Annotated in this window: 23 protein-coding genes and 1 pseudogene; 14 read left to right on the forward strand and 10 right to left on the reverse strand. The window is 57.8% G+C overall.

The features are described 5' to 3' along the window. Positions 1–10: 10 nt before the first annotated feature. Genes garK through V7Q49_RS15485 form a run of 4 tightly spaced genes read right to left on the reverse strand, consistent with a single transcriptional unit; the run spans position 11 to position 4,252 of the window. Entirely contained in the window at positions 11–1,156 is a 1,146-nt protein-coding gene (gene garK, locus V7Q49_RS15470) for a glycerate 2-kinase (protein ID WP_333853336.1), read from the reverse strand. 60 nt (positions 1,157–1,216) lie between these two features. Continuing rightward, positions 1,217–2,107, reverse strand: a complete 891-nt coding sequence (gene garR, locus V7Q49_RS15475) for a 2-hydroxy-3-oxopropionate reductase (protein ID WP_285111637.1) — start codon at positions 2,105–2,107, stop codon at positions 1,217–1,219. Between the two features lie 24 nt (positions 2,108–2,131). Further along, positions 2,132–2,902, reverse strand: coding sequence for a 2-dehydro-3-deoxyglucarate aldolase (gene garL, locus V7Q49_RS15480; protein WP_333853338.1), 771 nt, complete (start codon positions 2,900–2,902; stop codon positions 2,132–2,134). 15 nt (positions 2,903–2,917) lie between these two features. Continuing rightward, positions 2,918–4,252, reverse strand: coding sequence for an MFS transporter (locus tag V7Q49_RS15485; protein ID WP_333853340.1), 1,335 nt, complete (start codon positions 4,250–4,252; stop codon positions 2,918–2,920). 414 nt (positions 4,253–4,666) lie between these two features. On the opposite strand from V7Q49_RS15485, the gene garD reads away from it, so the two are divergent. The 8 genes from garD (at position 4,667) to V7Q49_RS15525 (ending at position 12,706) form a co-directional block, all read left to right on the forward strand. Then, positions 4,667–6,238 (forward strand): galactarate dehydratase, encoded by a 1,572-nt coding sequence (gene garD / locus V7Q49_RS15490; protein ID WP_333853342.1) that lies wholly within the window; start codon positions 4,667–4,669, stop codon positions 6,236–6,238. A 177-nt stretch (positions 6,239–6,415) separates the two neighbouring features. Further along, positions 6,416–7,270 carry a tagatose bisphosphate family class II aldolase gene (locus tag V7Q49_RS15495; RefSeq protein ID WP_333853344.1) on the forward strand — a complete coding sequence of 285 codons (855 nt, stop codon included), beginning with the start codon at positions 6,416–6,418 and terminating at the stop codon, positions 7,268–7,270. A 22-nt stretch (positions 7,271–7,292) separates the two neighbouring features. Further along, positions 7,293–8,564, forward strand: coding sequence for a tagatose-bisphosphate aldolase subunit GatZ (gene gatZ, locus V7Q49_RS15500; RefSeq protein ID WP_333853346.1), 1,272 nt, complete (start codon positions 7,293–7,295; stop codon positions 8,562–8,564). Positions 8,565–8,578: 14 nt separating this feature from the next. Beyond that, entirely contained in the window at positions 8,579–9,046 is a 468-nt protein-coding gene (gene gatA / locus V7Q49_RS15505) for a PTS galactitol transporter subunit IIA (RefSeq protein ID WP_333853348.1), read from the forward strand. Between the two features lie 27 nt (positions 9,047–9,073). After that, on the forward strand, positions 9,074–9,358 hold the full coding sequence (gene gatB, locus V7Q49_RS15510; RefSeq protein ID WP_032614370.1) for a PTS galactitol transporter subunit IIB: 285 nt from the start codon (positions 9,074–9,076) through the stop codon (positions 9,356–9,358). Between the two features lie 4 nt (positions 9,359–9,362). Beyond that, positions 9,363–10,736, forward strand: a complete 1,374-nt coding sequence (locus V7Q49_RS15515; RefSeq protein ID WP_333853350.1) for a PTS galactitol transporter subunit IIC — start codon at positions 9,363–9,365, stop codon at positions 10,734–10,736. A 42-nt stretch (positions 10,737–10,778) separates the two neighbouring features. Further along, complete coding sequence (gatD, locus tag V7Q49_RS15520; RefSeq protein WP_333853351.1) at positions 10,779–11,822, forward strand: galactitol-1-phosphate 5-dehydrogenase; 1,044 nt, start codon at positions 10,779–10,781, stop codon at positions 11,820–11,822. Between the two features lie 110 nt (positions 11,823–11,932). Further along, positions 11,933–12,706, forward strand: a complete 774-nt coding sequence (locus tag V7Q49_RS15525) for a DeoR/GlpR family DNA-binding transcription regulator (protein ID WP_333853353.1) — start codon at positions 11,933–11,935, stop codon at positions 12,704–12,706. Positions 12,707–12,721: 15 nt separating this feature from the next. Here V7Q49_RS15525 and V7Q49_RS15530 read toward each other — a convergent pair whose 3' ends face one another. Together V7Q49_RS15530 and rsmI are read right to left on the reverse strand one after the other, a co-directional pair. Then, positions 12,722–13,714, reverse strand: coding sequence for a Fic family protein (locus V7Q49_RS15530; protein ID WP_333853355.1), 993 nt, complete (start codon positions 13,712–13,714; stop codon positions 12,722–12,724). A 4-nt stretch (positions 13,715–13,718) separates the two neighbouring features. Further along, positions 13,719–14,582 carry a 16S rRNA (cytidine(1402)-2'-O)-methyltransferase gene (rsmI, locus tag V7Q49_RS15535; protein ID WP_333853357.1) on the reverse strand — a complete coding sequence of 288 codons (864 nt, stop codon included), beginning with the start codon at positions 14,580–14,582 and terminating at the stop codon, positions 13,719–13,721. A gap of 62 nt (positions 14,583–14,644) precedes the next feature. Between rsmI and V7Q49_RS15540 the strand changes: the two genes are divergently transcribed. From V7Q49_RS15540 to dolP, 4 genes are read left to right on the forward strand one after another with little or no spacing between them, the layout of a single operon-like run. After that, a complete protein-coding gene (locus tag V7Q49_RS15540; RefSeq protein WP_333853359.1) occupies positions 14,645–16,765 on the forward strand; it encodes a penicillin-binding protein activator in 2,121 nt (706 codons plus the stop codon). Next, entirely contained in the window at positions 16,723–17,118 is a 396-nt protein-coding gene (locus tag V7Q49_RS15545; RefSeq protein WP_333853362.1) for a YraN family protein, read from the forward strand. The genes V7Q49_RS15540 and V7Q49_RS15545 overlap by 43 nt, the downstream gene beginning before the upstream one ends. 21 nt (positions 17,119–17,139) lie before the next feature. After that, entirely contained in the window at positions 17,140–17,730 is a 591-nt protein-coding gene (gene diaA / locus V7Q49_RS15550; protein ID WP_032614385.1) for a DnaA initiator-associating protein DiaA, read from the forward strand. A 9-nt stretch (positions 17,731–17,739) separates the two neighbouring features. After that, on the forward strand, positions 17,740–18,315 hold the full coding sequence (gene dolP / locus V7Q49_RS15555) for a division/outer membrane stress-associated lipid-binding lipoprotein (protein ID WP_333853364.1): 576 nt from the start codon (positions 17,740–17,742) through the stop codon (positions 18,313–18,315). A gap of 34 nt (positions 18,316–18,349) precedes the next feature. On the opposite strand, the gene V7Q49_RS15560 is transcribed toward dolP, so the two are convergent. Next, positions 18,350–18,994, reverse strand: a complete 645-nt coding sequence (locus V7Q49_RS15560; protein ID WP_333853366.1) for an NAD(P)H-binding protein — start codon at positions 18,992–18,994, stop codon at positions 18,350–18,352. Positions 18,995–19,120: 126 nt separating this feature from the next. On the opposite strand from V7Q49_RS15560, the gene V7Q49_RS15565 reads away from it, so the two are divergent. After that, positions 19,121–19,639 (forward strand): type 1 glutamine amidotransferase domain-containing protein, encoded by a 519-nt coding sequence (locus V7Q49_RS15565; RefSeq protein ID WP_333853368.1) that lies wholly within the window; start codon positions 19,121–19,123, stop codon positions 19,637–19,639. On the opposite strand, the gene V7Q49_RS15570 is transcribed toward V7Q49_RS15565, so the two are convergent. Further along, a complete protein-coding gene (locus tag V7Q49_RS15570) occupies positions 19,625–20,053 on the reverse strand; it encodes a YhbP family protein (protein WP_333853370.1) in 429 nt (142 codons plus the stop codon). The genes V7Q49_RS15565 and V7Q49_RS15570 overlap by 15 nt on opposite strands. A gap of 14 nt (positions 20,054–20,067) precedes the next feature. On the opposite strand from V7Q49_RS15570, the pseudogene V7Q49_RS15575 reads away from it, so the two are divergent. Beyond that, a pseudogene (locus V7Q49_RS15575) lies at positions 20,068–20,408 on the forward strand (GIY-YIG nuclease family protein). On the opposite strand, the gene V7Q49_RS15580 reads toward V7Q49_RS15575, so the two are convergent. Both V7Q49_RS15580 and ubiT read right to left on the reverse strand, forming a co-directional pair. Beyond that, positions 20,395–20,898: a GNAT family N-acetyltransferase gene (locus tag V7Q49_RS15580; RefSeq protein ID WP_106994800.1), complete on the reverse strand. Its 504-nt coding sequence runs from the start codon at positions 20,896–20,898 to the stop codon at positions 20,395–20,397. The pseudogene V7Q49_RS15575 and the gene V7Q49_RS15580 sit on opposite strands and share 14 nt — an antisense overlap. Beyond that, positions 20,892–21,416 (reverse strand): ubiquinone anaerobic biosynthesis accessory factor UbiT, encoded by a 525-nt coding sequence (gene ubiT / locus V7Q49_RS15585; protein ID WP_333853372.1) that lies wholly within the window; start codon positions 21,414–21,416, stop codon positions 20,892–20,894. The genes V7Q49_RS15580 and ubiT overlap by 7 nt, the downstream gene beginning before the upstream one ends. Between the last annotated feature and the right edge of the window lie 61 nt (positions 21,417–21,477).

The following is a 21,477-nucleotide window of genomic DNA, read 5'->3' on the forward strand; positions in this document are numbered from 1 at the left end:
CGCCCCGCTGTCACCCTTCGGTGAGCATCCCGACCCGCAGGGTGGCGGCAATATTGCGCGAAGCGCGATAAATATTGTCAAACGCGCCGCGGAACGCCTCTTCCAGAGTGCTGATGCTGGTCAGGACGCTGAATACCGCGTCGATACCGTACTGATGCACAATGCCGACGTCGTTGGTCAGGCTGCCAGCAATGCCGATCACCGGCTTATGGTACTTGCTGGCAACGCGCGCCACGCCCACCGGCACTTTGCCGTGAATACTTTGACTGTCCAGACGCCCTTCACCCGTCACCACCCAGGTGCAGTCATGAATATGCTCTTCGAGGTTCAACGCCTGGGTGACGATTTCGATGCCGCTTTTCAGCTCCGCGCCGAGGAACGCCATCAGCGCAGCGCCCATGCCGCCGGCTGCGCCTGCGCCAGGGACATTTTTGACATCAATACGCAGCGCGGTATTAATCACATCAGCGTAGTGGGAAAGATTGTTGTCGAGCTCGACGATGTTGGCTTCCGTGGCCCCTTTCTGCGGCCCGAAGATGCGGGATGCGCCCTGCTCGCCGATCAGCGGATTGCTCACATCACAGGCCACCCGGATCGCGCAGTGTTTCAGGCGCGGATCGAGCGCCGAAATATCAATATTGTTGAGCGCCATCAGGCTGCCGCCGCCGTGGCCGATTTCGGTACCGTTGGCATCGGTCAGTTTTGCGCCCAGCGCCTGCACCATCCCGGCACCGCCGTCGTTGGTGGCGCTGCCGCCGATCCCGATAATGATATTGCGCGCGCCTTTATCGAGTGCCGCGAGGATCAGCTCGCCTGTGCCGCGGGAGGTAGTAATCAACGGGTTGCGCTGGGCAGGAGGCACCAGCACCAGTCCGCTTGCCGCGGCCATCTCAATGAACGCCGTCACGCCATCGCCGGAGATCCCCCAGCAGGCGTTAACGCTTTCGCCCAGTGGGCCCGTCACCACCGCGTGCTGCATCGTGCCATTGGTGGCGGCAATCATCGCTTCAACCGTTCCTTCCCCGCCATCCGCCACGGGAACCGAAACATACTCTGCATCGGGAAAGATCTCCCGAAAGCCTTTTTCTATCGCCTGCGCTACCTCGGTGGCAGACAGGCTTTCTTTGTAAGAGTCAGGGGCGATTACGATTTTCATAGTTATAGCCTGTTACCGCTTAAGGCAAAAATAGCGGGCGCGTTTCCGCGCCCGTCTTTGTTAGCGAGAGACTTCCACTTTCGCCAGTTTTTCGTAATAGCAGGCGATGGCGCTGTGGTCGGCCGTTCCCAGCCCGTCGGCACGCAGGGCCTGCATCATCTCCATTACCGCCGCGGTCAGCGGCAGCTGGGCACCTACGCCGTGGGAGGTATCCAGGGCATTGGCCAGATCCTTGATGTGCAGATCGATACGGAAGCCAGGCTTGAAGTTACGATCCATCACCATTGGCGCTTTGGCATCCAGCACGGTGCTGCCCGCCAGGCCGCCGCGGATCGCCTGATACACCAGGTCCGGGTTAACGCCCGCTTTGGTCGCCAGGGTCAGGGCTTCGGACATCGCCGCGATGTTCAGGGCCACAATCACCTGGTTTGCCAGCTTGGTGACGTTACCCGCGCCAATCTCACCGGTATGCACCACGGAGCCGGCCATCGCTTTCAGCAGATCGTAATATTTGTCGAAAATCGCCTTGTCGCCGCCCACCATCACAGAGAGGGTGCCGTCGATGGCTTTTGGCTCGCCGCCGCTTACTGGCGCATCCAGCATGTCGATGCCTTTTGCTTTCAGCGCTTCGCTGATTTCACGGCTGGCCAGCGGAGCGATAGAGCTCATGTCGATCAGCACGGTGCCAGGTTTAGCCCCTTCAATAATGCCGCCTTCGCCCAGCGCCACCTCTTTCACGTGCGGGGAGTTTGGCAGCATGGTGATGATCACATCGCACTGCTCAGCAATCGCCTTTGCCGTGGCAGCGGTTTCTGCGCCTGCGGCAATCACTTCGGCAATGGCTTCCGGGTTACGGTCTGCAACCACCAGTGAGTAACCTGCTTTGATGAGGTTTTTACTCATTGGTTTACCCATGATACCCAGGCCAATAAAACCAACTTTCAGTGTCATAACGTTTCTCTCTCTCAGGGGTGGTTATTTCTTAAAGGAATCCGCTAACTTCTGCGTTGCGGAGCGGAACACGCCGAGGTCGCTACCGACCGCCACAAAGGTCGCACCCCACTCCAGATAACGGCGGGCATCGGCTTCTACCGGTGCCAGGATGCCGCAAGGCTTGCCGTGCGCTTTGGCGCGGGCAAAGATGTGCTGAATGGCGCGCTGAACTTCAGGGTGATTCGCATTACCCAGATGACCGAAGGCGGCCGCCAGATCGCTTGGGCCGACGAAGATGCCGTCCACGCCGTCAGTGGCGGCGATGGCATCGACGTTATCCACGCCCTGCTGGCTCTCAATCTGGACCAGGATGGTGATGTTTTTGTTCGACTGGGCGAAGTAGTCCGGCACGGTGCCAAACATATTGGCGCGATGGGAAACCGACACGCCGCGAATGCCTTCTGGCGGATAGCGGGTGGAGGCCACCGCCTGCACCGCCTCTTCGACGTTTTCCACAAACGGGATCAGGAAGTTGTAGAAGCCGATATCCAGCAGGCGCTTGATGATCACCGGCTCATTAGTCGGAACACGCACCACCGGCGCGCTGTGGCTGCCTTTCAGCGCCATCAGCTGCGGGATAAAGGTAGTGATGTCGTTCGGCGCATGTTCACCGTCCAGTACCAGCCAGTCAAAACCTGCCAGCCCCAACACTTCTGTACTGATTGGGCTTGCCAGTGCAGACCAGCAGCCGATCTGAATCTGATGTGCCGCGAGGGCCGCTTTAAATTTGTTCGGGAAAATATCGTTACTCATCGCTTATACCTTTGCTTATTTCTGCAATTCCATACGTTTGATGTCACCCACTACGAACAGGTAGCAGAACATCGCCATCAGCGCGGAACACCCTACAAACAACAGCGCCGCGTTGAACGAATGCAGTTCACTGACCAGATAGCCAATCACCAGCGGAGTGACGATTGACGCTACGTTGCCAAAGACGTTAAACACACCACCACACAGCCCAACAATCTCTTTTGGTGCGGTATCGGAAATCACCGGCCAGCCCAGGGCACCAAACCCTTTACCGAAGAAAGCCAGCGCCATCAAAGCCACCACCAGCGCGGTGTTGTTGGTGTAGTTGCACAGAATGATTGAGGAGGCCAACAGCATGCCCAGCACAATCGGCAGCTTACGCGCCACGGTAATCGACTTGCCTTTCTTAATCAGATGATCTGAGAACACCCCGCCCAGCACGCCACCGGCAAAGCCGCACAGCGCCGGAATAGAAGCCACCAGACCGACTTTCAGAATCGACATCCCCTTCTCCTGCACCAGATAAATCGGGAACCAGGTGAGGAAGAACCAGGTGATGGTGTTGATAAAGTATTGCCCGAAAAATACGCCCAGCATCATGCGGTTGGACAATAACTGTTTGATGTAATGCAGCTTCGGACCGCTGGCCGCTTTGTCGCCCGGCTTTTTATGGTCCATGTCGACCACTGCGCCGCCGTCCTTAATGAACTTCAGCTCTTCGGCAGTCATGCGTGGATGATCGGTTGGGTTATGAATCAGCTTCACCCACAGGCCGGTCAGCACAAAGCCGATAACGCCCATCACGGTAAAGACATGTTCCCAGCCCCAGGCGAAGGTCAGCCAGCCGAGCAGCGGAGAGAAGAGCGCCAGCGAGAAATATTGCGCCGAGTTAAAGATCGCCGAAGCCGTGCCGCGCTCTTTGGTCGGGAACCAGGCCGCCACGATACGGGCGTTGGCCGGGAAGGACGGTGCCTCCGAGAAGCCGAGCATAAAGCGCATAAAGAACATCGACACGCCCGCCCAGGCCAGCGGGAAGAAATCGACAAACCCCTGCATAAAGGTGAACAGCGACCAGAAGAACAGGCTGTACGTATAGACCTTTTTCGAGCCGAACTTATCCAGCAGCCAGCCGCCGGGGATCTGCATCAGCAGGTAGGCCCAGCCGAAGGCGGAGAAGATGTAGCCCATCGACACAGCGCTTAACTGCAGCTCTTTGGCGACTTCCGTACCGGCAATAGAGAGCGTAGCGCGGTCGGCATAATTGACTGCGGTAACAATAAATATTATTAACAATATTAAATAACGGGTAGGGGCAACCTTTTTTGTTTCAACGGTAGTATCCAGCAACATTTTTATTTCCTCTGGTACATCAATGAAATTATTTTTATTGTTTTAAGAAAGAGGCATTCCTGATTATTTCAGTAATGGCAGGCAAATGCGGATAATTAATCCGATACCATGAATCGTTAATGAGTATAATCAACCACCCTGAGAGGTGCATTGTGTAACCGCTCAATTATGAATATCCATATGAATAATATTTTGAGCAAATGCACAACCGCCTGGGCGCTGATGCACAGATTTCACGATTGCCCCCCTTATGCGCAGGCTCAGGTCAAAAATGAGTGATCGCGATCACGTTTTTAATTCCACGCGCCTGACATTCTTTATTCCACTGAGCAGAGTCTTTATTTCCGATAACAAGAAAATACAGTTACTCTTTTACGAATTAATTATCCCCCACTCGCTGGAGAATACTGGACAATGGCCGACATCGAAATTCGACAAACGTCGCCGGGCGCGTTTTATATTAAGGTGCACGACACCGATAACGTGGCGATTATTGTTAACGATCAGGGGTTAAAAGCCGGAACGCGTTTCCCGGATGGGCTCGAACTGATCGAGCATATTCCACAGGGTCATAAAGTGGCGCTGGTTGATATCCCGGCGCAGGGCGAAATCGTGCGTTATGGCGAAGTCATTGGCTATGCCGTGCGGGCGATCCCGCAGGGCAGCTGGATTGACGAGTCGCTGGTGGCCCTGCCGGAAGCACCGCCGCTGAATACCCTGCCGCTGGCGACCCGCGTCCCGGAACCGCTACCAGCGCTGGAAGGCTACACCTTCGAAGGCTTCCGCAATCCGGACGGCAGCGTCGGCACCAAAAACCTGCTCGGCATCAGCACCAGCGTGCACTGCGTGGCGGGGGTAGTCGACTTCGTCGTGAAGATCATCGAGCGCGACCTGCTGCCAAAATATCCGAACGTCGACGGCGTGGTGGGTCTGAACCACCTGTACGGCTGCGGCGTGGCAATCAACGCCCCGGCGGCGATTGTGCCGATCCGTACCATCCACAATATCGCGCTGAACCCGAACTTCGGCGGCGAAGTGATGGTGGTGGGCCTTGGCTGCGAAAAACTGGTACCAGAGAAATTGTTACAGGGTACCGAAGATACCCAGGCTATCCCAGTGGATAGCGCCAGCATCGTGCGTTTGCAGGATGAACAGCACGTCGGCTTCCGTTCCATGGTCGATGACATTCTGCAGGTTGCAGAGCGCCATCTGGCAAAACTGAACCAGCGCAAGCGTGAAACCTGCCCGGCCTCTGAGCTGGTAGTGGGAATGCAGTGCGGCGGCAGCGACGCCTTCTCCGGCGTGACCGCTAACCCGGCGGTGGGTTATGCCTCGGATCTGCTGGTGCGCTGCGGCGCCACGGTGATGTTCTCCGAAGTGACCGAAGTGCGTGATGCGATCCACCTGCTCACCCCGCGCGCCATCAACGAAGAGGTGGGCAAACGCCTGCTGGAAGAGATGGCCTGGTACGATAACTATCTCGATATGGGCAAGACCGACCGCAGCGCTAACCCGTCTCCGGGCAATAAGAAAGGCGGTCTGGCGAACGTGGTGGAAAAAGCCCTCGGCTCTATCGCCAAATCGGGCAAGAGCGCCATTGTCGAGGTGCTCTCCCCAGGGCAGCGTCCAACCAAACGCGGCCTGATCTATGCCGCCACGCCGGCCAGCGATTTCGTCTGCGGCACCCAGCAGGTGGCCTCCGGGATCACCGTGCAGGTGTTCACCACCGGGCGCGGTACGCCGTACGGCCTGATGGCAGTTCCGGTCATTAAAATGGCGACCCGCACCGAGCTGGCGAACCGTTGGTTTGACCTGATGGATATTAACGCGGGCACTATCGCCACCGGCGAAGAAAGCATTGAGGACGTGGGCTGGAAGCTGTTCCACTTCATTCTCGACGTGGCCAGCGGTCGCAAGAAAACCTTCTCCGATCAGTGGGGATTACACAACCAGCTGGCGGTCTTTAACCCGGCACCTGTGACCTGAGTTTGCAGTAAACCTCTTTTAGCATGGCTTCGGCCATGCTTTTTTTTTGCCTTTCGTTCTTTCGCAACCTTCCTTTCACTTTCGATTCTTTCGTTTTTACGAGATCAATCACAAAAAAGCATTCCGAAACACTATATCTTCTTTCGAAGAAAACAAACGAAAGGTTTCGGAGGAAGGATGTACATCATTTCGACCAAAGCGATGCTCACGAAGGCTCAGCGAGACGGCTACGCGGTTCCGGCTTTCAATATTCATAATCTCGAAACGCTGCAGGTGGTCGTTGAGACATCTGCCGAGCTACGCTCGCCGCTGATTGTGGCCGGGACGCCTGGCACTTTCAGCTATGCCGGGATCGGCAACATCGTGGCTATCGCGGGCGATCTGGCAAAGACCTATAACCAGCCGCTGGCGATCCACCTCGATCATCACGAAACATTCGACGACATCGCGCAGAAAGTACAGGCAGGCGTGCGCTCGGCGATGATCGACGGCTCGCACCTGCCGTTTGCCGACAACGTGGCGCTGGTGAAACGGGTCACCGATTACTGCCATCGCTATGACGTCAGCGTTGAGGCGGAGCTGGGACGGCTGGGTGGGCAGGAAGATGACCTGGTGGTCGACAGCAAAGACGCCCTTTATACCCATCCGCAGCAGGCTCACGAGTTCGTGGCGCTGACCGGCATCGACTCTCTTGCCGTCGCCATCGGCACCGCCCACGGCCTCTATACCGCCACGCCAAAACTCGATTTTGAACGCCTGGCGGAGATCCGCAATCAGATCGAGGTGCCGCTGGTGCTGCACGGTGCATCGGGTCTTTCTGCCGCCGACATTCGCCAGGCTATCAGCCTCGGCATCTGCAAAGTGAACGTCGCCACCGAGCTGAAAATTGCGTTTTCAGACGCCCTGAAAAGTTACCTGGCCGTTCATCCTGACGCCAGCGATCCCCGTCATTACATGATCCCCGCCAAAGCCGCCATGAAAGAGGTGGTCCGCAAAGTCATTCATGACTGCGGCTGCGAAGGCAAACTCTGAACCCCACAAACCGGAGGAAACGGTGAAAAATATTATTGCCCGCCATAAAGCGGGAGAGCATCTCGGCATCTGTTCCGTCTGTTCAGCGCACCCGCTGGTGATTGAAGCCGCCTTGCGCTTTGATCTGGTGACCAACAACAGCGTGCTGATCGAAGCCACATCTAATCAGGTCAATCAGTACGGTGGCTATACCGGCATGAAGCCGGCCGACTTCCGCGATTTCGTGCTGAACATCGCCGAAAAGGTTGGCTTCCCGAACGAACGGCTGATCCTCGGTGGCGATCATCTGGGGCCCAACTGCTGGCAGAACGAGCCCGCCGACACGGCAATGGAGAAAGCCGTGGCGCTGATTAAGGCGTATGTGGCCGCGGGCTTCAGCAAAATCCATCTCGATGCGTCGATGTCCTGCGCCGACGACCCCGTGCCTTTAGATCCAGTGGTGGTGGCCCAGCGGGCGGCACGACTGTGCCAGGCGGCGGAAGAGATGGCCACCGACGCGCAGAAAGCGGCACTGACCTACGTGATCGGTACCGAAGTACCGGTGCCGGGCGGCGAGGCCAGCAGCATCGACAGCGTACATGTCACCCGCGTGGAGGACGCCGCCCGTACCCTCGAAACGCATCAGGCGGCGTTCCACGCGCTGGCGCTGGATGCGGCGATGACCCGCGTGATTGCTATCGTGGTCCAGCCCGGCGTCGAATTCGATCATACCCAGATCATCCACTATCAGCCGCTCGCTGCCGAAGCGCTGTCAGGCTGGATCCGCCAAATGCCGATGGTCTATGAAGCCCACTCCACCGATTACCAGTCACGCCAGGCGTACCGGGCGCTGGTGCGGGATCACTTTGCGATCCTGAAGGTCGGCCCGGCCCTCACCTTCGCCCTGCGAGAGGCAATTTTTGCCCTCGCGCAGATGGAAGCGGCGCTGATCGCCCCGGAGAACCGCAGCCGCGTGCTGGAGGTGATCGACGAGGTGATGCTGAACGAGCCGGATTACTGGAAAAAATACTATCGCCCGACCTGGAGCCAGGCGATGGTGGATATTCACTTTAGTCTGTCAGACCGCATCCGCTACTACTGGCCGCATCCGCGCATTCGTCAGAGCGTGGACAAACTGCTCGCCAATCTGGACACCCTGACCCTACCGCTGGGGCTGATCAGCCAGTATCTGCCGGTGCAGTTTGAACGCGTCACTGCCTGCGCTCTCGACGCCACACCGCAGGCGCTGATCGTCGACAAAATACAGGACGTGTTACGCGCGTACCGCTACGGCTGTACGCCTGACGCCGCCTGAGACCTGGAGGATCCATGAGCAAACTGTTTGTCCGTACCGGCATTGATTTTGCCACCTGCCAGCAGGCGCTGGCTCATATCGGTGAGGAGATGCTGGCGAAGGGAGTGGTACATACAACGTACCCCGCCGCACTGCTGGAACGGGAAGCCGTATTCCCAACCGGCATCGCCCTTGAACATCATGCGGTTGCCATTCCGCACTGCGAGGCAATTCACGCCAAAGAACCGGCACTTTATCTGATCCGCCCGGACAGACCGGTGCATTTTCAGCAGGCCGACGACGACGCTGAGATTGCCGTGTCGCTGATTATCGCGCTGATCGTAGAAAACCCTGCGGCGCAGCTCACCCTGCTGCGCCGGTTATTTAGTGAGCTGCAAAACCCAACCATGCTGGAGGCGCTACTTAGCGCGCCGGACCACCAGCTGGGGGCTCTGTTTGAGGAGGCCATCCTGATGGCCGAACCCTGCAAGCAGGCCTCATAACATACTGATAATAAGAAGGAGTACCCTATGAAACGCAAAGTTATTGTTGCCTGTGGCGGCGCTGTTGCCACCTCCACCATGGCCGCCGAAGAGATCAAAGAGCTGTGTGACGCCCATAACATCACCCTGGATCTGGTCCAGTGTCGGGTCACCGAAATAGAAACCTATATGGACGGCGCAGACCTGATTTGCACCACCGCGAAAGTCGACCGTACTTTTGGCGATATACCGGTCGTACACGGCATGCCGTTTGTGTCGGGCGTCGGTATTGAAGCCCTGCAGCAAAAAATTCTGACCATCCTCGAGGGGTAAGATCATGTTTACCGAAATCATGCGGTATATCCTCGACCTGGGGCCGACGGTCATGCTGCCCATCGTTATTATCATCTTCTCGAAGCTGCTGGGGATGAAGCTGGGCGATTGCTTTAAATCCGGCCTGCATATCGGGATTGGCTTTGTTGGGATAGGGCTGGTTATCGGCCTGATGCTCGACTCTATTGGTCCGGCAGCAAAAGCGATGGCGGAACAGTTCCAGATTAATCTCCACGTGGTGGACGTCGGCTGGCCGGGCTCATCGCCAATGACCTGGGCCTCGCAGATTGCGCTGGTGGCGATCCCGGTGGCGATTGGCGTCAACGTGCTGATGCTGGTCACCCGCATGACACGTGTGGTGAACGTCGATATCTGGAACATCTGGCATATGACCTTTACCGGCGCGATGCTGCATCTGGCAACCGGCTCTTACTGGCTCGGGATCCTCGGCGTGGTAGTCCATGCGGCCTTTGTCTACAAGCTGGGCGACTGGTTTGCTAAAGACACGCGTAACTTCTTCGGCCTCGAAGGGATTGCCATCCCGCACGGCTCCTCCGCTTACCTGGGCCCGATTGCGGTGCTGGTCGACACGCTCATCGAAAAGATCCCGGGACTCAATCGCATCCACTTTAGCGCCGACGACGTGCAAAAACGCTTTGGCCCGTTTGGCGAGCCGGTCACCGTCGGTTTCGTGATGGGGCTGGTCATCGGCCTGTTGGCTGGTTATGACGCGAAAAACGTACTGCAGCTGGCGGTAAAAACCGCCGCAGTGATGCTGCTGATGCCGCGGGTCATCAAGCCGATCATGGACGGCCTGACGCCGATTGCTAAACATGCGCGTAAGCGTTTGCAGGCGAAGTTTGGTGGCCAGGAGTTCTTAATTGGCCTCGATCCGGCGCTGCTGCTGGGCCATACGTCGGTGGTCTCCGCCAGCCTGATCTTCATCCCGCTGACCATCCTGATAGCGGTGCTGGTGCCGGGAAACCAGGTCCTGCCGTTTGGTGACCTCGCCACCATCGGCTTCTTCGTCGCCATGGCCGTGGCGGTGCATCAGGGCAACCTGTTCCGCACCCTGATCTCCGGCGTCATTATCATGGGCATCACCCTGTGGATCGCCACCCAGACTATCGGTCTGCACACGCAGCTGGCCGAGAATGCCGGAGCGCTGAAAGCGGGTGGGATGGTGGCCTCCATGGACCAGGGCGGCTCGCCCGTCACCTGGCTGCTGATCCAGCTCTTTACCTGGCAAAACCTGGTGGGGTTCGTGGTGATTGGCGTTATCTACGCCACCGGCGTGCTGCTCACCTGGCGTCGTGCCCGTGCCTTTAGCGCAGCAGAAAAACGCGCTGAGGCCCCACAGAGCCAGACGGCTTCTTAATAACCGGGGAGCACTGCTCCCCTCTTTTTTCTGGAGTGAATCATGAAATCAGTGGTAATTCATGCTGAGGGCCAGGTGCGCGTTGAAGAGCGTCCCGTCCCGGATATTCAGGCTGCGGATGACGTGCGCGTGCGCGTGGTCTGCTCGGGATTATGCGGTTCAGATATTCCGCGTATTTTCGCCAAAGGGGCCCACTATTATCCCATCACCCTGGGGCACGAATTTAGCGGCTACGTGGAAGCGTGCGGTTCTGGCGTCGATGACCTGGAGACAGGCGATGCGGTCGCTTGCGTCCCGCTGCTCCCCTGCTTCTCCTGCCCGGAGTGTGAAAAAGGCTACTTCTCACTGTGTAAGCAGTACCAGTTTGTCGGTTCCCGCAGCGAAGGGGGAAATGCGGAGTACATCGTGGTGAAGCGCGCCAATCTGTTCCGTCTGCCTGCGGAAATGACCATCGAGGACGGTGCCTTTATCGAGCCCATCACCGTGGGGCTACACGCGTTCCATCTTGCTAAGGGTTGCGAGGGCAAAAACGTGATTATCGTAGGGGCGGGCACCATAGGGCTGCTGGCTATGCAGTGCGCGCTGGCGCTGGGCGCGGCAAGCGTGACCGCCATCGATATCAACGACGACAAGCTGGCGCTGGCGACCTCGCTGGGCGCAACCCGGGTATTTAACAGCAAAGCCCTGAACGCGGAGGCGATGCTGACCGCTCTTCAGGAGACACGTTTTGATCAACTGGTGCTCGAGACAGCCGGTACGCCACAAACCGTCGCCCTTGCCATCAACATCGCCGGGCCCCGTGCCCAGCTGGCGCTGGTGGGAACCCTCCATCACGACCTGAATTTATCTGCCGCGACATTTGGCAAGATCCTGCGCAAAGAGCTGACCCTGCTGGGTAGCTGGATGAACTACTCCGCGCCATGGCCAGGCGTGGAGTGGCAGACCGCTGCCCGACTGCTAACGGAGAAAAAATTACAGCTGGAGCCGCTGATTGCCCATATGGGCGACAGCGAGAGTTTTGCTCGTGCCATTCAGGCACTGAATGGCTCACCGATGCAGGGCAAAATCCTGCTGCGTCTGGACTAAGTTGAAGGGCCAGCAACCGGAGCTGGCTCACATTTCCTTTCGAACGCTAGCGTTCACCTTTCGCATCCCTTCGATTAAACTGGAGTAAGTTAATTATCAGGCAAAACAAAATGAACTCATTTGAGCGAAGGAACAAAATCGTCGATCTGGTGAATGCCAACGGCAGTGTGTTAGTACTCGACCTTTCGAATTCTTTTGGCATCTCCGAAGTCACCATCCGGGCCGACCTGCGTCTGCTGGAAGAGAAAGGACTGGTGACCCGTTTCCACGGCGGAGCCGCCAGGCCAGGCAGTAATCTGGCTGAAAACGAAAACCAGGAAGTGCTGCTGGAAGATCGCTACAGCCTCGCCAGCGACCCGAAAAAACGCATCGCCCTGGCGGCGGTGGCGATGATTGAAGAGGGGATGACGGTGATTCTGGATAGCGGCAGTACCACCATGCTGATCGCTGAAGCGCTGGCGAAAAAAGCTAACATCACGGTGATCACTAACAGCCTGCCCGCCGCTTTCGCCTTGTCGGACAACAAAGACATCACGCTGGTAGTCTGCGGCGGCACGGTGCGCCATAAGACCCACTCCATGCACGGCACTATCGCAGAACGCTCGCTGGCGGGTATCAGTGCCGACCTGATGTTTGTCGGAGCCGACGGGATCGACACCACCAACGGCATCACTACCTTCAACGAAGGCTACTCTATCAGCAGCGTGATGGCCGCAGCGGCGCATAAGGTCATTGCCGTGCTGGACGCGAGTAAGTTCAACCGTCGCGGGTTTAACCAGGTGCTGCCGATGGCGGACATTGACTGTGTGATTACGGACCAGGGAATCAGCCGACAGGATAAAGAGTTGCTCAGCAAATGCGACGCTGAGGTGATTATCGTCTGACAAGGCACAGGCAGGCTATCTTAAGACCTGCCAGTATCCCCCTTTTCTGGCACCGACTCGTTGTACCTTGCCCTTGCTTTGTAAGGCGCTGAGATAGCGCTCTACCGTACGGGAAGTTACGCCAAGCATTGAGGCCAGCGCGGAGGCTGTCATCTTTGGCTGGGCAATCAGAAGTTGCAGGATAGCCCCCTCTTTTTCCGACATTTCTTCCGACATTTCTTCCGACATTTCTTCCGACATGCCATGCGGGGTCGAGATGCTTTCGCGCAGCGCATCGGCTAGATTCCGTAGCATAAACTCCACAAAAACCGTGCAGTCACTGGCTTTATCACACTGCCCAAGGATGGCGTAGTACCGCTCTTGCTGAAAATGGATCAGCGTTTCTACGGGCAGCCAGGCTAGCTCGGCACGCCAGTGGCTGAGGATAAGAGTTTGCCAGAGACGACCCATACGGCCATTGCCATCGGCAAAAGGATGGATAAATTCAAATTCATAGTGGAATACGGAACTGGCAATCAACGGATGCAGGTCTGTGGTGCTCAGCCAGCCAAGCAGCTCACCCACCAGACGAGGGACCTGAGACGCAGGAGGTGCCATATGTACCAGCTGATTACCGCGGTAGATCCCAACATCCCCCCGACGCAGTTGTCCGGGGTCATCTACAAGCCCCTTCATAAGAAGTCGATGAGCACTTAACAAATCTTTCAGACGACTGGCTTGCCAGATATTCAGGTGCTCATAGGCCTGGATGGCATTTCTGACTTCCTGAATATCCTTCGCCGGGGCCAACACCCGCTTACCTTCCATAATCGCTGTAACCTGTCCGGTTGTCAGCGAATTATGTTCAATGGCTAAGGATGCCTGGATGGTGCGAATACGATTCTCTTTGCGCAGCAAAGGTGAAGCTCGCCCCGTATACGCAGCCCAGTGACCCAGCAATTCTCCCGTCTCAACCACCAGATTTAGGATTGCAGACGTAATCGTAAAAGGGGGTTGATAACGGCTCACCAGGTTACTCCCCCTGCTGCTCCAGCGCATATTTATACAGCGCGTTCTTTTTCACGCCGTGGATCTCCGCCGCCAGCGCGGCGGCTTTTTTCAGCGGCAGCTCGGCCTGTAGCAGCGCGAGGGTGCGCAGCGCATCGGCAGGCAGCGCGTCCTCTGTCGCTTTGTGCCCTTCGACAATCAGCACCATCTCGCCCTTGCGGCGGTTTTCGTCCTCTTTCACCCAGGCCAGCAGCTCGCCAACCGGCAGGCCGTGGATAGTCTCCCAGGTTTTGGTCAGCTCGCGCGCCAGCACCACGTAACGGGCTTCGCCCCAGACCGCCACCATGTCCTCCAGGCTTTCCAGCAGGCGGTGGGTAGATTCGTAGAAGATCAGGGTGCGGGGTTCAGCTTCCAGCGCCTTCAGCACGTCGCGACGGCCTTTGGATTTGGCGGGCAGGAAACCTTCGTAGCAGAAACGATCCGATGGCAGGCCCGCCGCGCTCAGCGCCGCAATGGCAGCGCACGGCCCCGGCAGCGGCACGACGCGAATACCGGCCTCGCGGCAGGTGCGGACCAGGTGATAGCCCGGATCGTTGATCAGCGGCGTCCCGGCATCTGAGACCAGGGCAATGTTCTGCCCCTCTTTCAGTTTGGCCACCAGCATGGCTGCTTTTTGTTGCTCGTTATGATCGTGCAGGGCAAACAGGCGGGCGTTAATGGCGAAATGTTGCAGCAGCAGACCGGTGTGGCGGGTATCTTCAGCTGCAATAAGATCAACGCTTTGCAACACGGTGAGCGCACGTTGGGTAATATCAGATAAATTCCCGATAGGAGTAGGTACAATATAAAGCTGACCCTGAGAATTATCTGCCGTTTCGTGTTGTTTCATTGTTTCATCCGTATTGCCGATTTAATATTGAGCATTGCGTAAAAAATATCACTGGATACAGTATGGTACCCTTAACGTTTCTTCAGAATAAAGTCACGCGCAGCCTTCCGCTGGTGCTGGCAGCCCTGATCTTTGCTGGCTGCGGTACTCAGGCGCCCGATCAAAGTGCTGCCCATATGGAGGGTGCAGCGCAGGCCGACTCCGGCTTTTATCTGCACCAGATGGAGCAGAGCTCAGATGATACCCGGATCAACTGGCAATTACTCGCCATTCGTGCACTGCTGAAAGAGGGTAAAACCCAGCGGGCCTCCGAGCTGTTTAACCAGTTGCCACAGAACCTGAGCGACACCCAGCGCCGCGAGCAGTCGCTGCTGGCCGCTGAACTGAAAATCGCGCAGAACGACGTTGCCGGTGCGAAGAAGATCCTCGGCAATATCGACATCAGCACGCTGGATAAAAACCAGCAGGCGCGTTTCTGGCAGGCCGGTATCGCCGCGGAACAGGGCCGTCCTTCCCTGACGCTGCTGCGGGCGCTGATTGCCCAGGAGCCGCTGCTCGCCGCCGCTGAAAAACAGAAAAATATCGACGCCACCTGGCAGACGCTCTCCGCCATGAATCCTGATCAAGCTAATGCGCTGGTGATCAACGCCGACGAAAATGTCCTGCAGGGCTGGCTGGATCTGCAGCGCGTCTGGTTCGATAACCGCAACGATCCAAACATGCTGAAAGCCGGGATCAAAGACTGGCAGACCCGCTACCCGAACAACCCGGGGGCGACCATGCTGCCAACGCAGCTGGTCAATGTGCAGAACTTCAAGCCAGCCTCCACCAGCAAAATCGCCCTGCTGCTGCCGCTGGATGGCCAGGCCGCCGTCTTTGGCCGCGCTATCCAGCAGGGTTTTGATGCAGCGAGAAATGGCACGGCAACCGTTACGGGTAGCGCTGTTCCTGCCCAGGTCGCCCAGGCGGCTAACGCCGGTGACGTAGTGAGCCCGTCCAGCGCTGAAACCAATGACCTGACCACGGCTCAGCCTGTCGCCGTGCAGGAAGGCACAATGCAGGACCCGGTTCAGGCGCCTGAAACCACGCAACCTGTCGCTGCACCGGATAGCACCACGCAACCTGTCGCCGCACCGGATAGCACTGCGCAGGATCCGGCGCAGGCTCCTGCCACCGCGCAAGCGCCTCAGGCCACGGCCATCGCCAACCCGGCCGCCGAGGTGAAGGTGTATGACACCAGCGCCCAGCCACTCGACCAGGTACTGAATCAGGTTCAGCAGGATGGTGCCAGCATCGTGGTCGGCCCGCTGCTGAAAAATAACGTAGAAGAGCTGATGAAGAGCAACACCACGCTGAACGTGCTGGCCCTGAACCAGCCGGAGCAGGTGCAGAATCGCCCGAACGTCTGCTACTTCGCCCTGTCGCCGGAAGACGAAGCCCGCGATGCCGCCCGTCATATTCACGAGCAAGGTAAGCAGGCTCCTCTGCTGCTGATCCCACGCAGCCAGCTGGGGGATCGTGTCGCTACCGCCTTTGCCCAGGAGTGGCAACAGCTCGGCGGTGGCATCGTATTGCAGCAGAAGTTTGGCTCCAGCGCTGAACTGCGCGCGGGCGTTAACGGCGGATCGGGCATTGCCCTGACCGGTAGCCCGGTCACCTCCAGCCTGCCACAGCAGCAGGGCGTGACCATCGGCGGCCTGACCATCCCGGCCCCGCCAACGGACGCGCAGATCGGCGGCGGCGGTAACGTCGATGCGGCGTACATCGTCGCCACCCCGGAAGAGATCGGCTTTATCAAACCGATGATCGCCATGCGTAACGGCAGCCAGGCTGGCGTGTCGCTGTATGCCAGCTCGCGCAGCGCGCAGGGCACCGCCGGCCCGGACTTCCGTCTCGAAATGGAAGGCCTGCAGTACAGCGAGATCCCGATGCTGGCGGGCAGCAACCCGGCGCTGATGCAGCAGGCGCTGAGCAGCGTACGTAACGACTACTCGCTGGCGCGTCTGTATGCCATGGGCGTGGACGCCTGGACGCTGGCAAATCACTTCACCCAGATGCGCCAGGTGCCAGGCTTTGAAATTAGCGGCAATACCGGCGATCTGACCGCCACTCAGGACTGCGTGATTAACAGGAAGTTATCATGGCTCAAATACCAGCAGGGACAGATCGTTCCGGCCAGTTAACCCGCAAACAGACCGGCGACGCGCGCGAGCTTCAGGCGCGTCGCTGGCTTGAGCGCAAAGGACTGCGCTTTATCGCCGCGAACGTTCGCGCACGCGGCGGTGAAATTGACCTTATCATGCAGGACGGCCCGACCCTCGTCTTCATCGAGGTGCGCTACCGTCAGACATCCCGCTATGGCGGGGCCGCTGCCAGCGTGACCCGGGCCAAGCAACAAAAATTATTACTCACCGCCCAGTTGTGGCTTGCCCGGCATAATGGCAGCTTTGATACTGTGGATTGCCGGTTCGATGTGGTAGCCTTCACCGGAAACGCCATCGAATGGTTCAAAAACGCCTTCGGCGCAGATGCGTAAATCAGATCGTTAAGGGATACCGTGCTCGAAAGAATTAAGGTGTGCTTCACCGAAAGCATTCAGACTCAGATCGCAGCGGCAGAAGCGCTGCCGGACGCCATCTCCCGTGCGGCGATGACGCTGGTGCAATCCCTGCTTAACGGCAACAAAATCCTCTGTTGTGGCAACGGCACCTCGGCCGCCAACGCACAGCATTTTGCTGCCAGTATGATCAATCGTTTTGAGACAGAGCGCCCCAGTTTACCTGCCATTGCACTTAATACCGATAACGTGGTCTTAACGGCGATTGCCAACGATCGTCTTCATGATGAGATCTATGCCAAACAGGTACGTGCGTTAGGGCATGCCGGCGATGTGCTGCTGGCCATCTCTACGCGCGGCAACAGCCGCGACATCGTCAAGGCCGTTGAAGCTGCCGTCACGCGCGATATGACCATCGTCGCCCTGACCGGCTACGATGGCGGCGAGCTGGCGGGGCTGTTAGGTCCTCATGATGTTGAGATCCGCATTCCTTCCCACCGCAGCGCGCGCATTCAGGAGATGCACATGCTGACGGTGAACTGTTTATGCGATCTGATCGATAACACGCTTTTCCCTCACCAGGATGATTAAGGAGTATACATGAAGGCATTTTCGCCCCTCGCAGTCCTTATTTCTGCGCTGCTGCTTCAGGGATGTGTGGCTGCAGCGGTAGTGGGTACCGCCGCCGTAAGCACTAAAGCCGCGACTGACCCGCGTACCGTGGGCACACAGGTTGATGACGGCACCCTGGAGCTGCGCGTGAACAGCGCCCTGTCCAAAGACCAACAGATCAAGAAAGAAGCGCGCATCAACGTCACCGCTTATCAGGGCAAAGTCCTGCTGGCAGGCCAGGCGCCGAACACCGAACTCGCCGCCCGTGCGAAGCAGATCGCCATGGGCGTAGAAGGGACCACCGAGGTGTTTAACGAAGTGCGTCAGGGCCAGCCAATTGGTCTGGGCGATGCATCCAATGACACCTGGATCACCACCAAAGTGCGCTCCCAGCTGCTGGGCAGCGATCAGGTGAAATCCTCTAACGTGAAAGTAACCACCGAAAACGGGGAAGTGTTCCTGCTCGGCCTGGTGACCGATCGTGAAGGGAAAGCGGCAGCGGATATCGCCAGCCGGGTGAGCGGCGTGAAGCACGTCACCACCGCCTTTACCTACCTGAAGTAGCTCTCTCCTGCCCTCTGCCATTGGCAGAGGGCGATTACCCCTCGCCTTGCGCCATCTCCCTGAGCTTCGCTGACGGAATAATATTGACGCCAGCCGGTGACGCACCCAGCGCCTGCTGCAGCATCACCTGCGCCACGTCCCGCGCGTCTATCGACTTCAGGTTGCCCGGCAGCAGGCTAAACAGCGGCGCAAACAGCGATTCGCTGAAGCGATGCTTCTCCCGCTCCCCCAGCAGCATTGACGGACGTACGATGGTCAGCCGCTCCCACTTCTGGGCGATCAGGGCCTCTTCCATTTTGCCTTTCACCTTGTTGTAGAAAAACGGCGAGTGCGCGTTGGCACCCATCGCGCTGACCACCAGCAGATGCTTCGCCCCGAGTCGTTTACCGGTCAGAGCCGTGTCTACCACCAGGGTGTAGTCGGCATGGATAAAAGCCTCTTTGCTGCCAGCCTCACGCCGCGTGGTGCCCAGGCAGCAAAATACGGTATCCACCGGATCCTGAACCTGTGCCAGGGCATCGGTCAGCTGCGGATCGTGCGGATTAAATACCCCCTCGATATCGCCCAGCGGGCGACGCGTCGGGGCGGCGATATAGTTGACCTTCCGCTCCTGAATAAGCATACGCAGCAGGTGCCCGCCCACCAGACCGGTTGCGCCGGTAATTAAAACCTGACTCATGACCCCTCCTTTGCAGATTAGTCCGTATGCGATTTCATATCCCTCGACCACACTTAGTAGTCTCATCGCTAAGTATCTACCACAAGCGAAGAAAAAGCTGTCTGAAGCCAAAACAACGGAGGAAGCATGAGCAAGAAAATTGCAGTCTTGATCACCGACGAGTTTGAAGATTCAGAATTCACCTCGCCTGCCGAGGCGTTTCGCAAAGCGGGGCATGAGGTGATTACGATCGAAAAACAGGCGGGAAAAACGGTGAAAGGCCATAAAGGCGAGGCCAGCGTTGCTATTGATAAGGCCATCGACGAGGTGCGGCCCGCAGACTTTGATGCTCTGCTGCTGCCAGGCGGCCACTCCCCGGACTCGCTGCGCAGCGACTCGCGCTTTGTGACCTTTACCAAAGATTTTGTCGCGTCTGGTAAACCGGTCTTCGCCATTTGCCACGGCCCGCAGCTGCTGATCAGCGCCGAGGTGGTGCGTGGTCGCAAATTGACCGGCGTGAAATCGATCGCCATCGATCTGAAAAACGCCGGGGCGGATTTTCACGATCAGGAGGTGGTAGTCGATAAGGATCAGCTGGTCACCAGCCGGACGCCGGAAGATCTTATCGCCTTTAACCGTGAGGCACTGCGCTTACTCGGCGCGTAACCAGTGATGTTTTTTGCCAAAGCCTAACGTGTTGTCAGTGAACTTGAGTTCATCCAGACGGATCTCCCAAACGGGAGCTGGCATGGCGGCGGCAACCGGAAAGCGGCGAATGTAATGCTTGCGCATCGCGTCGCTTTCCTCCCCCTCCAGACGACGAATTTCCCCTTTAAACTGTAATCCGCGGATCAACGCCACGGTTTTCGGCTGCCCGTTGACGGTGCCCGCCACTTTGGCCTGCCTGCCACTCATCTGGGCATGACGGGTTTTATCTTCGCTTAAGACGTAAAAGGCCACGCGCTGCGGGTCGTAATAGTAAAAGGCATTTGCGCACCACAGATCATCGTCCTGGTGAACGCACCAGGTGACGACGTGCTGCTTCGCCAGCCAGCGGTTGATGGCGGCCAGAGTTTCCATTTCGCTTCTCTCTCGTGCTAAGGTGCGTTCACCTTAACATACTGAATCTTTCGCCGTGTGCTGGTTTCTCTATCTTGTTCGAACCGCTGATAATGCGCTCTATACGGGCATCACGACCGATGTCCCGCGCCGCTTCCTGCAACATCAAACCGGAAAAGGGGCGAAAGCGTTACGCGGCAAAGGGGAGCTGACGCTGGCGTTTTCCGCCGTCGTAGGGGATCGATCGCTGGCGCTGCGGATGGAGTACCGGATCAAACAGCTGACGAAGCGCCAGAAAGAGCGCCTCGTCAGCGGAGATGGAACGTTTGAGGCGCTACGCGAGAGCCTGCAAACGCCGCTGATTAAAAGCGATTGAAGTGGTCGTGGTATTCGACCAGGCCGCTGACGCCGTTAAGCGCATCATCCGCCAGAGGGTGCAGCTGGAAAGCCGATTCGGTACCCGGCCAGCGGCAGCGCAGATCGTAATGTGCCGCTTTCTCGAAGCCTAAACGGCTGTAGAACGCCGGATCGCCGAGCGTGACCACCGCGGCATAGCCAAACTCATTGAGCGAATCCAACCCTTCGTAGACCAGCTGACGCGCCAGGCCTTGTCCGCGGTAGTTTTCATCCACCGCCAGCGGTGCCATGCCGACCCACTGCAGCTCTTCGCCCTGCACGGTGACCGGGCTAAAGGCGACGTAGCCCACAACCTGACCCTCGTCGTCGGTAGCCACCAGGCCCAGGGTAATCAGGCCATCTTCACGAAGGTCCTGAACCAGTTGCGCCTCACCGTCCCCTTCGAAGGTCCGGCGTAATAAGGCATCGATACCCGGCGCATCGATCCCAATCTCTACTCGAATCAACATGGCTCACCTACAGAAGTGTGTTTACTTTCAGGCGGAGTTTTCAGACCCGCCTCGACAAAATCGGCCAGCTGCAGCAGCGACACGCGCAGCGGCTTCGGCATCTGTTCCAGCTCAATGGCGTCCATCAGGTTTTTGACATACAGACCTAACTCGGTATCACCTTCAATCACCAGACGGCGCTGGAAAAAGAGCGTGTCGGGATCCTGCTTACGCGCCGCGATCATCAGCAGATCGCTGGCATCCGCGCTAAAGCTGACATCTGCCTGCGCGGATTCGCGTACCACCAGCTGTTCATTTTCGACGGAGGTGTACCAGCGCAGGCCGATGTCACGCACCTCGATACTTAACCAGCGCCCTTCCAGAAACTCCAGCTCGCCCTCCGCCAGCGCCTGGCGGAACTGCCAGCTTAATACCTGCTCCAGCACCTGGCGCTTCAGCGCAAAGGGTGCCAGCTTCACCGGCACGCTCAGCAGCGATGGGCCAAATTGTACGAGACGTGAACGCAGTTTATCCAGCACGAGCATTACTCCCTGATATCTATAGTCCTGATATTTTGCCATATCCAGTCGTTGGTATAGC

Source organism: Leclercia sp. (assembly GCF_036780805.1).
Lineage (GTDB): Bacteria > Pseudomonadota > Gammaproteobacteria > Enterobacterales > Enterobacteriaceae > Enterobacter.

Excerpts from the sequence above, each read along its gene's own strand:
- garK (WP_333853336.1), bottom strand. The coding sequence starts at position 1,156 with ATGAAAATCGTAATCGCCCCTGACTCTTACAAAGAAAGCCTGTCTGCC.
- garR (WP_285111637.1), bottom strand. The coding sequence starts at position 2,107 with ATGACACTGAAAGTTGGTTTTATTGGCCTGGGTATCATGGGTAAACCA.
- garL (WP_333853338.1), bottom strand. The coding sequence starts at position 2,902 with ATGAGTAACGATATTTTCCCGAACAAATTTAAAGCGGCCCTCGCGGCA.
- V7Q49_RS15485 (WP_333853340.1), bottom strand. The coding sequence starts at position 4,252 with ATGTTGCTGGATACTACCGTTGAAACAAAAAAGGTTGCCCCTACCCGT.
- garD (WP_333853342.1), top strand. The coding sequence starts at position 4,667 with ATGGCCGACATCGAAATTCGACAAACGTCGCCGGGCGCGTTTTATATT.
- V7Q49_RS15495 (WP_333853344.1), top strand. The coding sequence starts at position 6,416 with ATGTACATCATTTCGACCAAAGCGATGCTCACGAAGGCTCAGCGAGAC.
- gatA (WP_333853348.1), top strand. The coding sequence starts at position 8,579 with ATGAGCAAACTGTTTGTCCGTACCGGCATTGATTTTGCCACCTGCCAG.
- gatB (WP_032614370.1), top strand. The coding sequence starts at position 9,074 with ATGAAACGCAAAGTTATTGTTGCCTGTGGCGGCGCTGTTGCCACCTCC.
- V7Q49_RS15515 (WP_333853350.1), top strand. The coding sequence starts at position 9,363 with ATGTTTACCGAAATCATGCGGTATATCCTCGACCTGGGGCCGACGGTC.
- gatD (WP_333853351.1), top strand. The coding sequence starts at position 10,779 with ATGAAATCAGTGGTAATTCATGCTGAGGGCCAGGTGCGCGTTGAAGAG.
- V7Q49_RS15525 (WP_333853353.1), top strand. The coding sequence starts at position 11,933 with ATGAACTCATTTGAGCGAAGGAACAAAATCGTCGATCTGGTGAATGCC.
- rsmI (WP_333853357.1), bottom strand. The coding sequence starts at position 14,582 with ATGAAACAACACGAAACGGCAGATAATTCTCAGGGTCAGCTTTATATT.
- V7Q49_RS15540 (WP_333853359.1), top strand. The coding sequence starts at position 14,645 with ATGGTACCCTTAACGTTTCTTCAGAATAAAGTCACGCGCAGCCTTCCG.
- V7Q49_RS15545 (WP_333853362.1), top strand. The coding sequence starts at position 16,723 with ATGGCTCAAATACCAGCAGGGACAGATCGTTCCGGCCAGTTAACCCGC.
- dolP (WP_333853364.1), top strand. The coding sequence starts at position 17,740 with ATGAAGGCATTTTCGCCCCTCGCAGTCCTTATTTCTGCGCTGCTGCTT.
- V7Q49_RS15560 (WP_333853366.1), bottom strand. The coding sequence starts at position 18,994 with ATGAGTCAGGTTTTAATTACCGGCGCAACCGGTCTGGTGGGCGGGCAC.
- V7Q49_RS15565 (WP_333853368.1), top strand. The coding sequence starts at position 19,121 with ATGAGCAAGAAAATTGCAGTCTTGATCACCGACGAGTTTGAAGATTCA.
- V7Q49_RS15570 (WP_333853370.1), bottom strand. The coding sequence starts at position 20,053 with ATGGAAACTCTGGCCGCCATCAACCGCTGGCTGGCGAAGCAGCACGTC.
- V7Q49_RS15580 (WP_106994800.1), bottom strand. The coding sequence starts at position 20,898 with ATGTTGATTCGAGTAGAGATTGGGATCGATGCGCCGGGTATCGATGCC.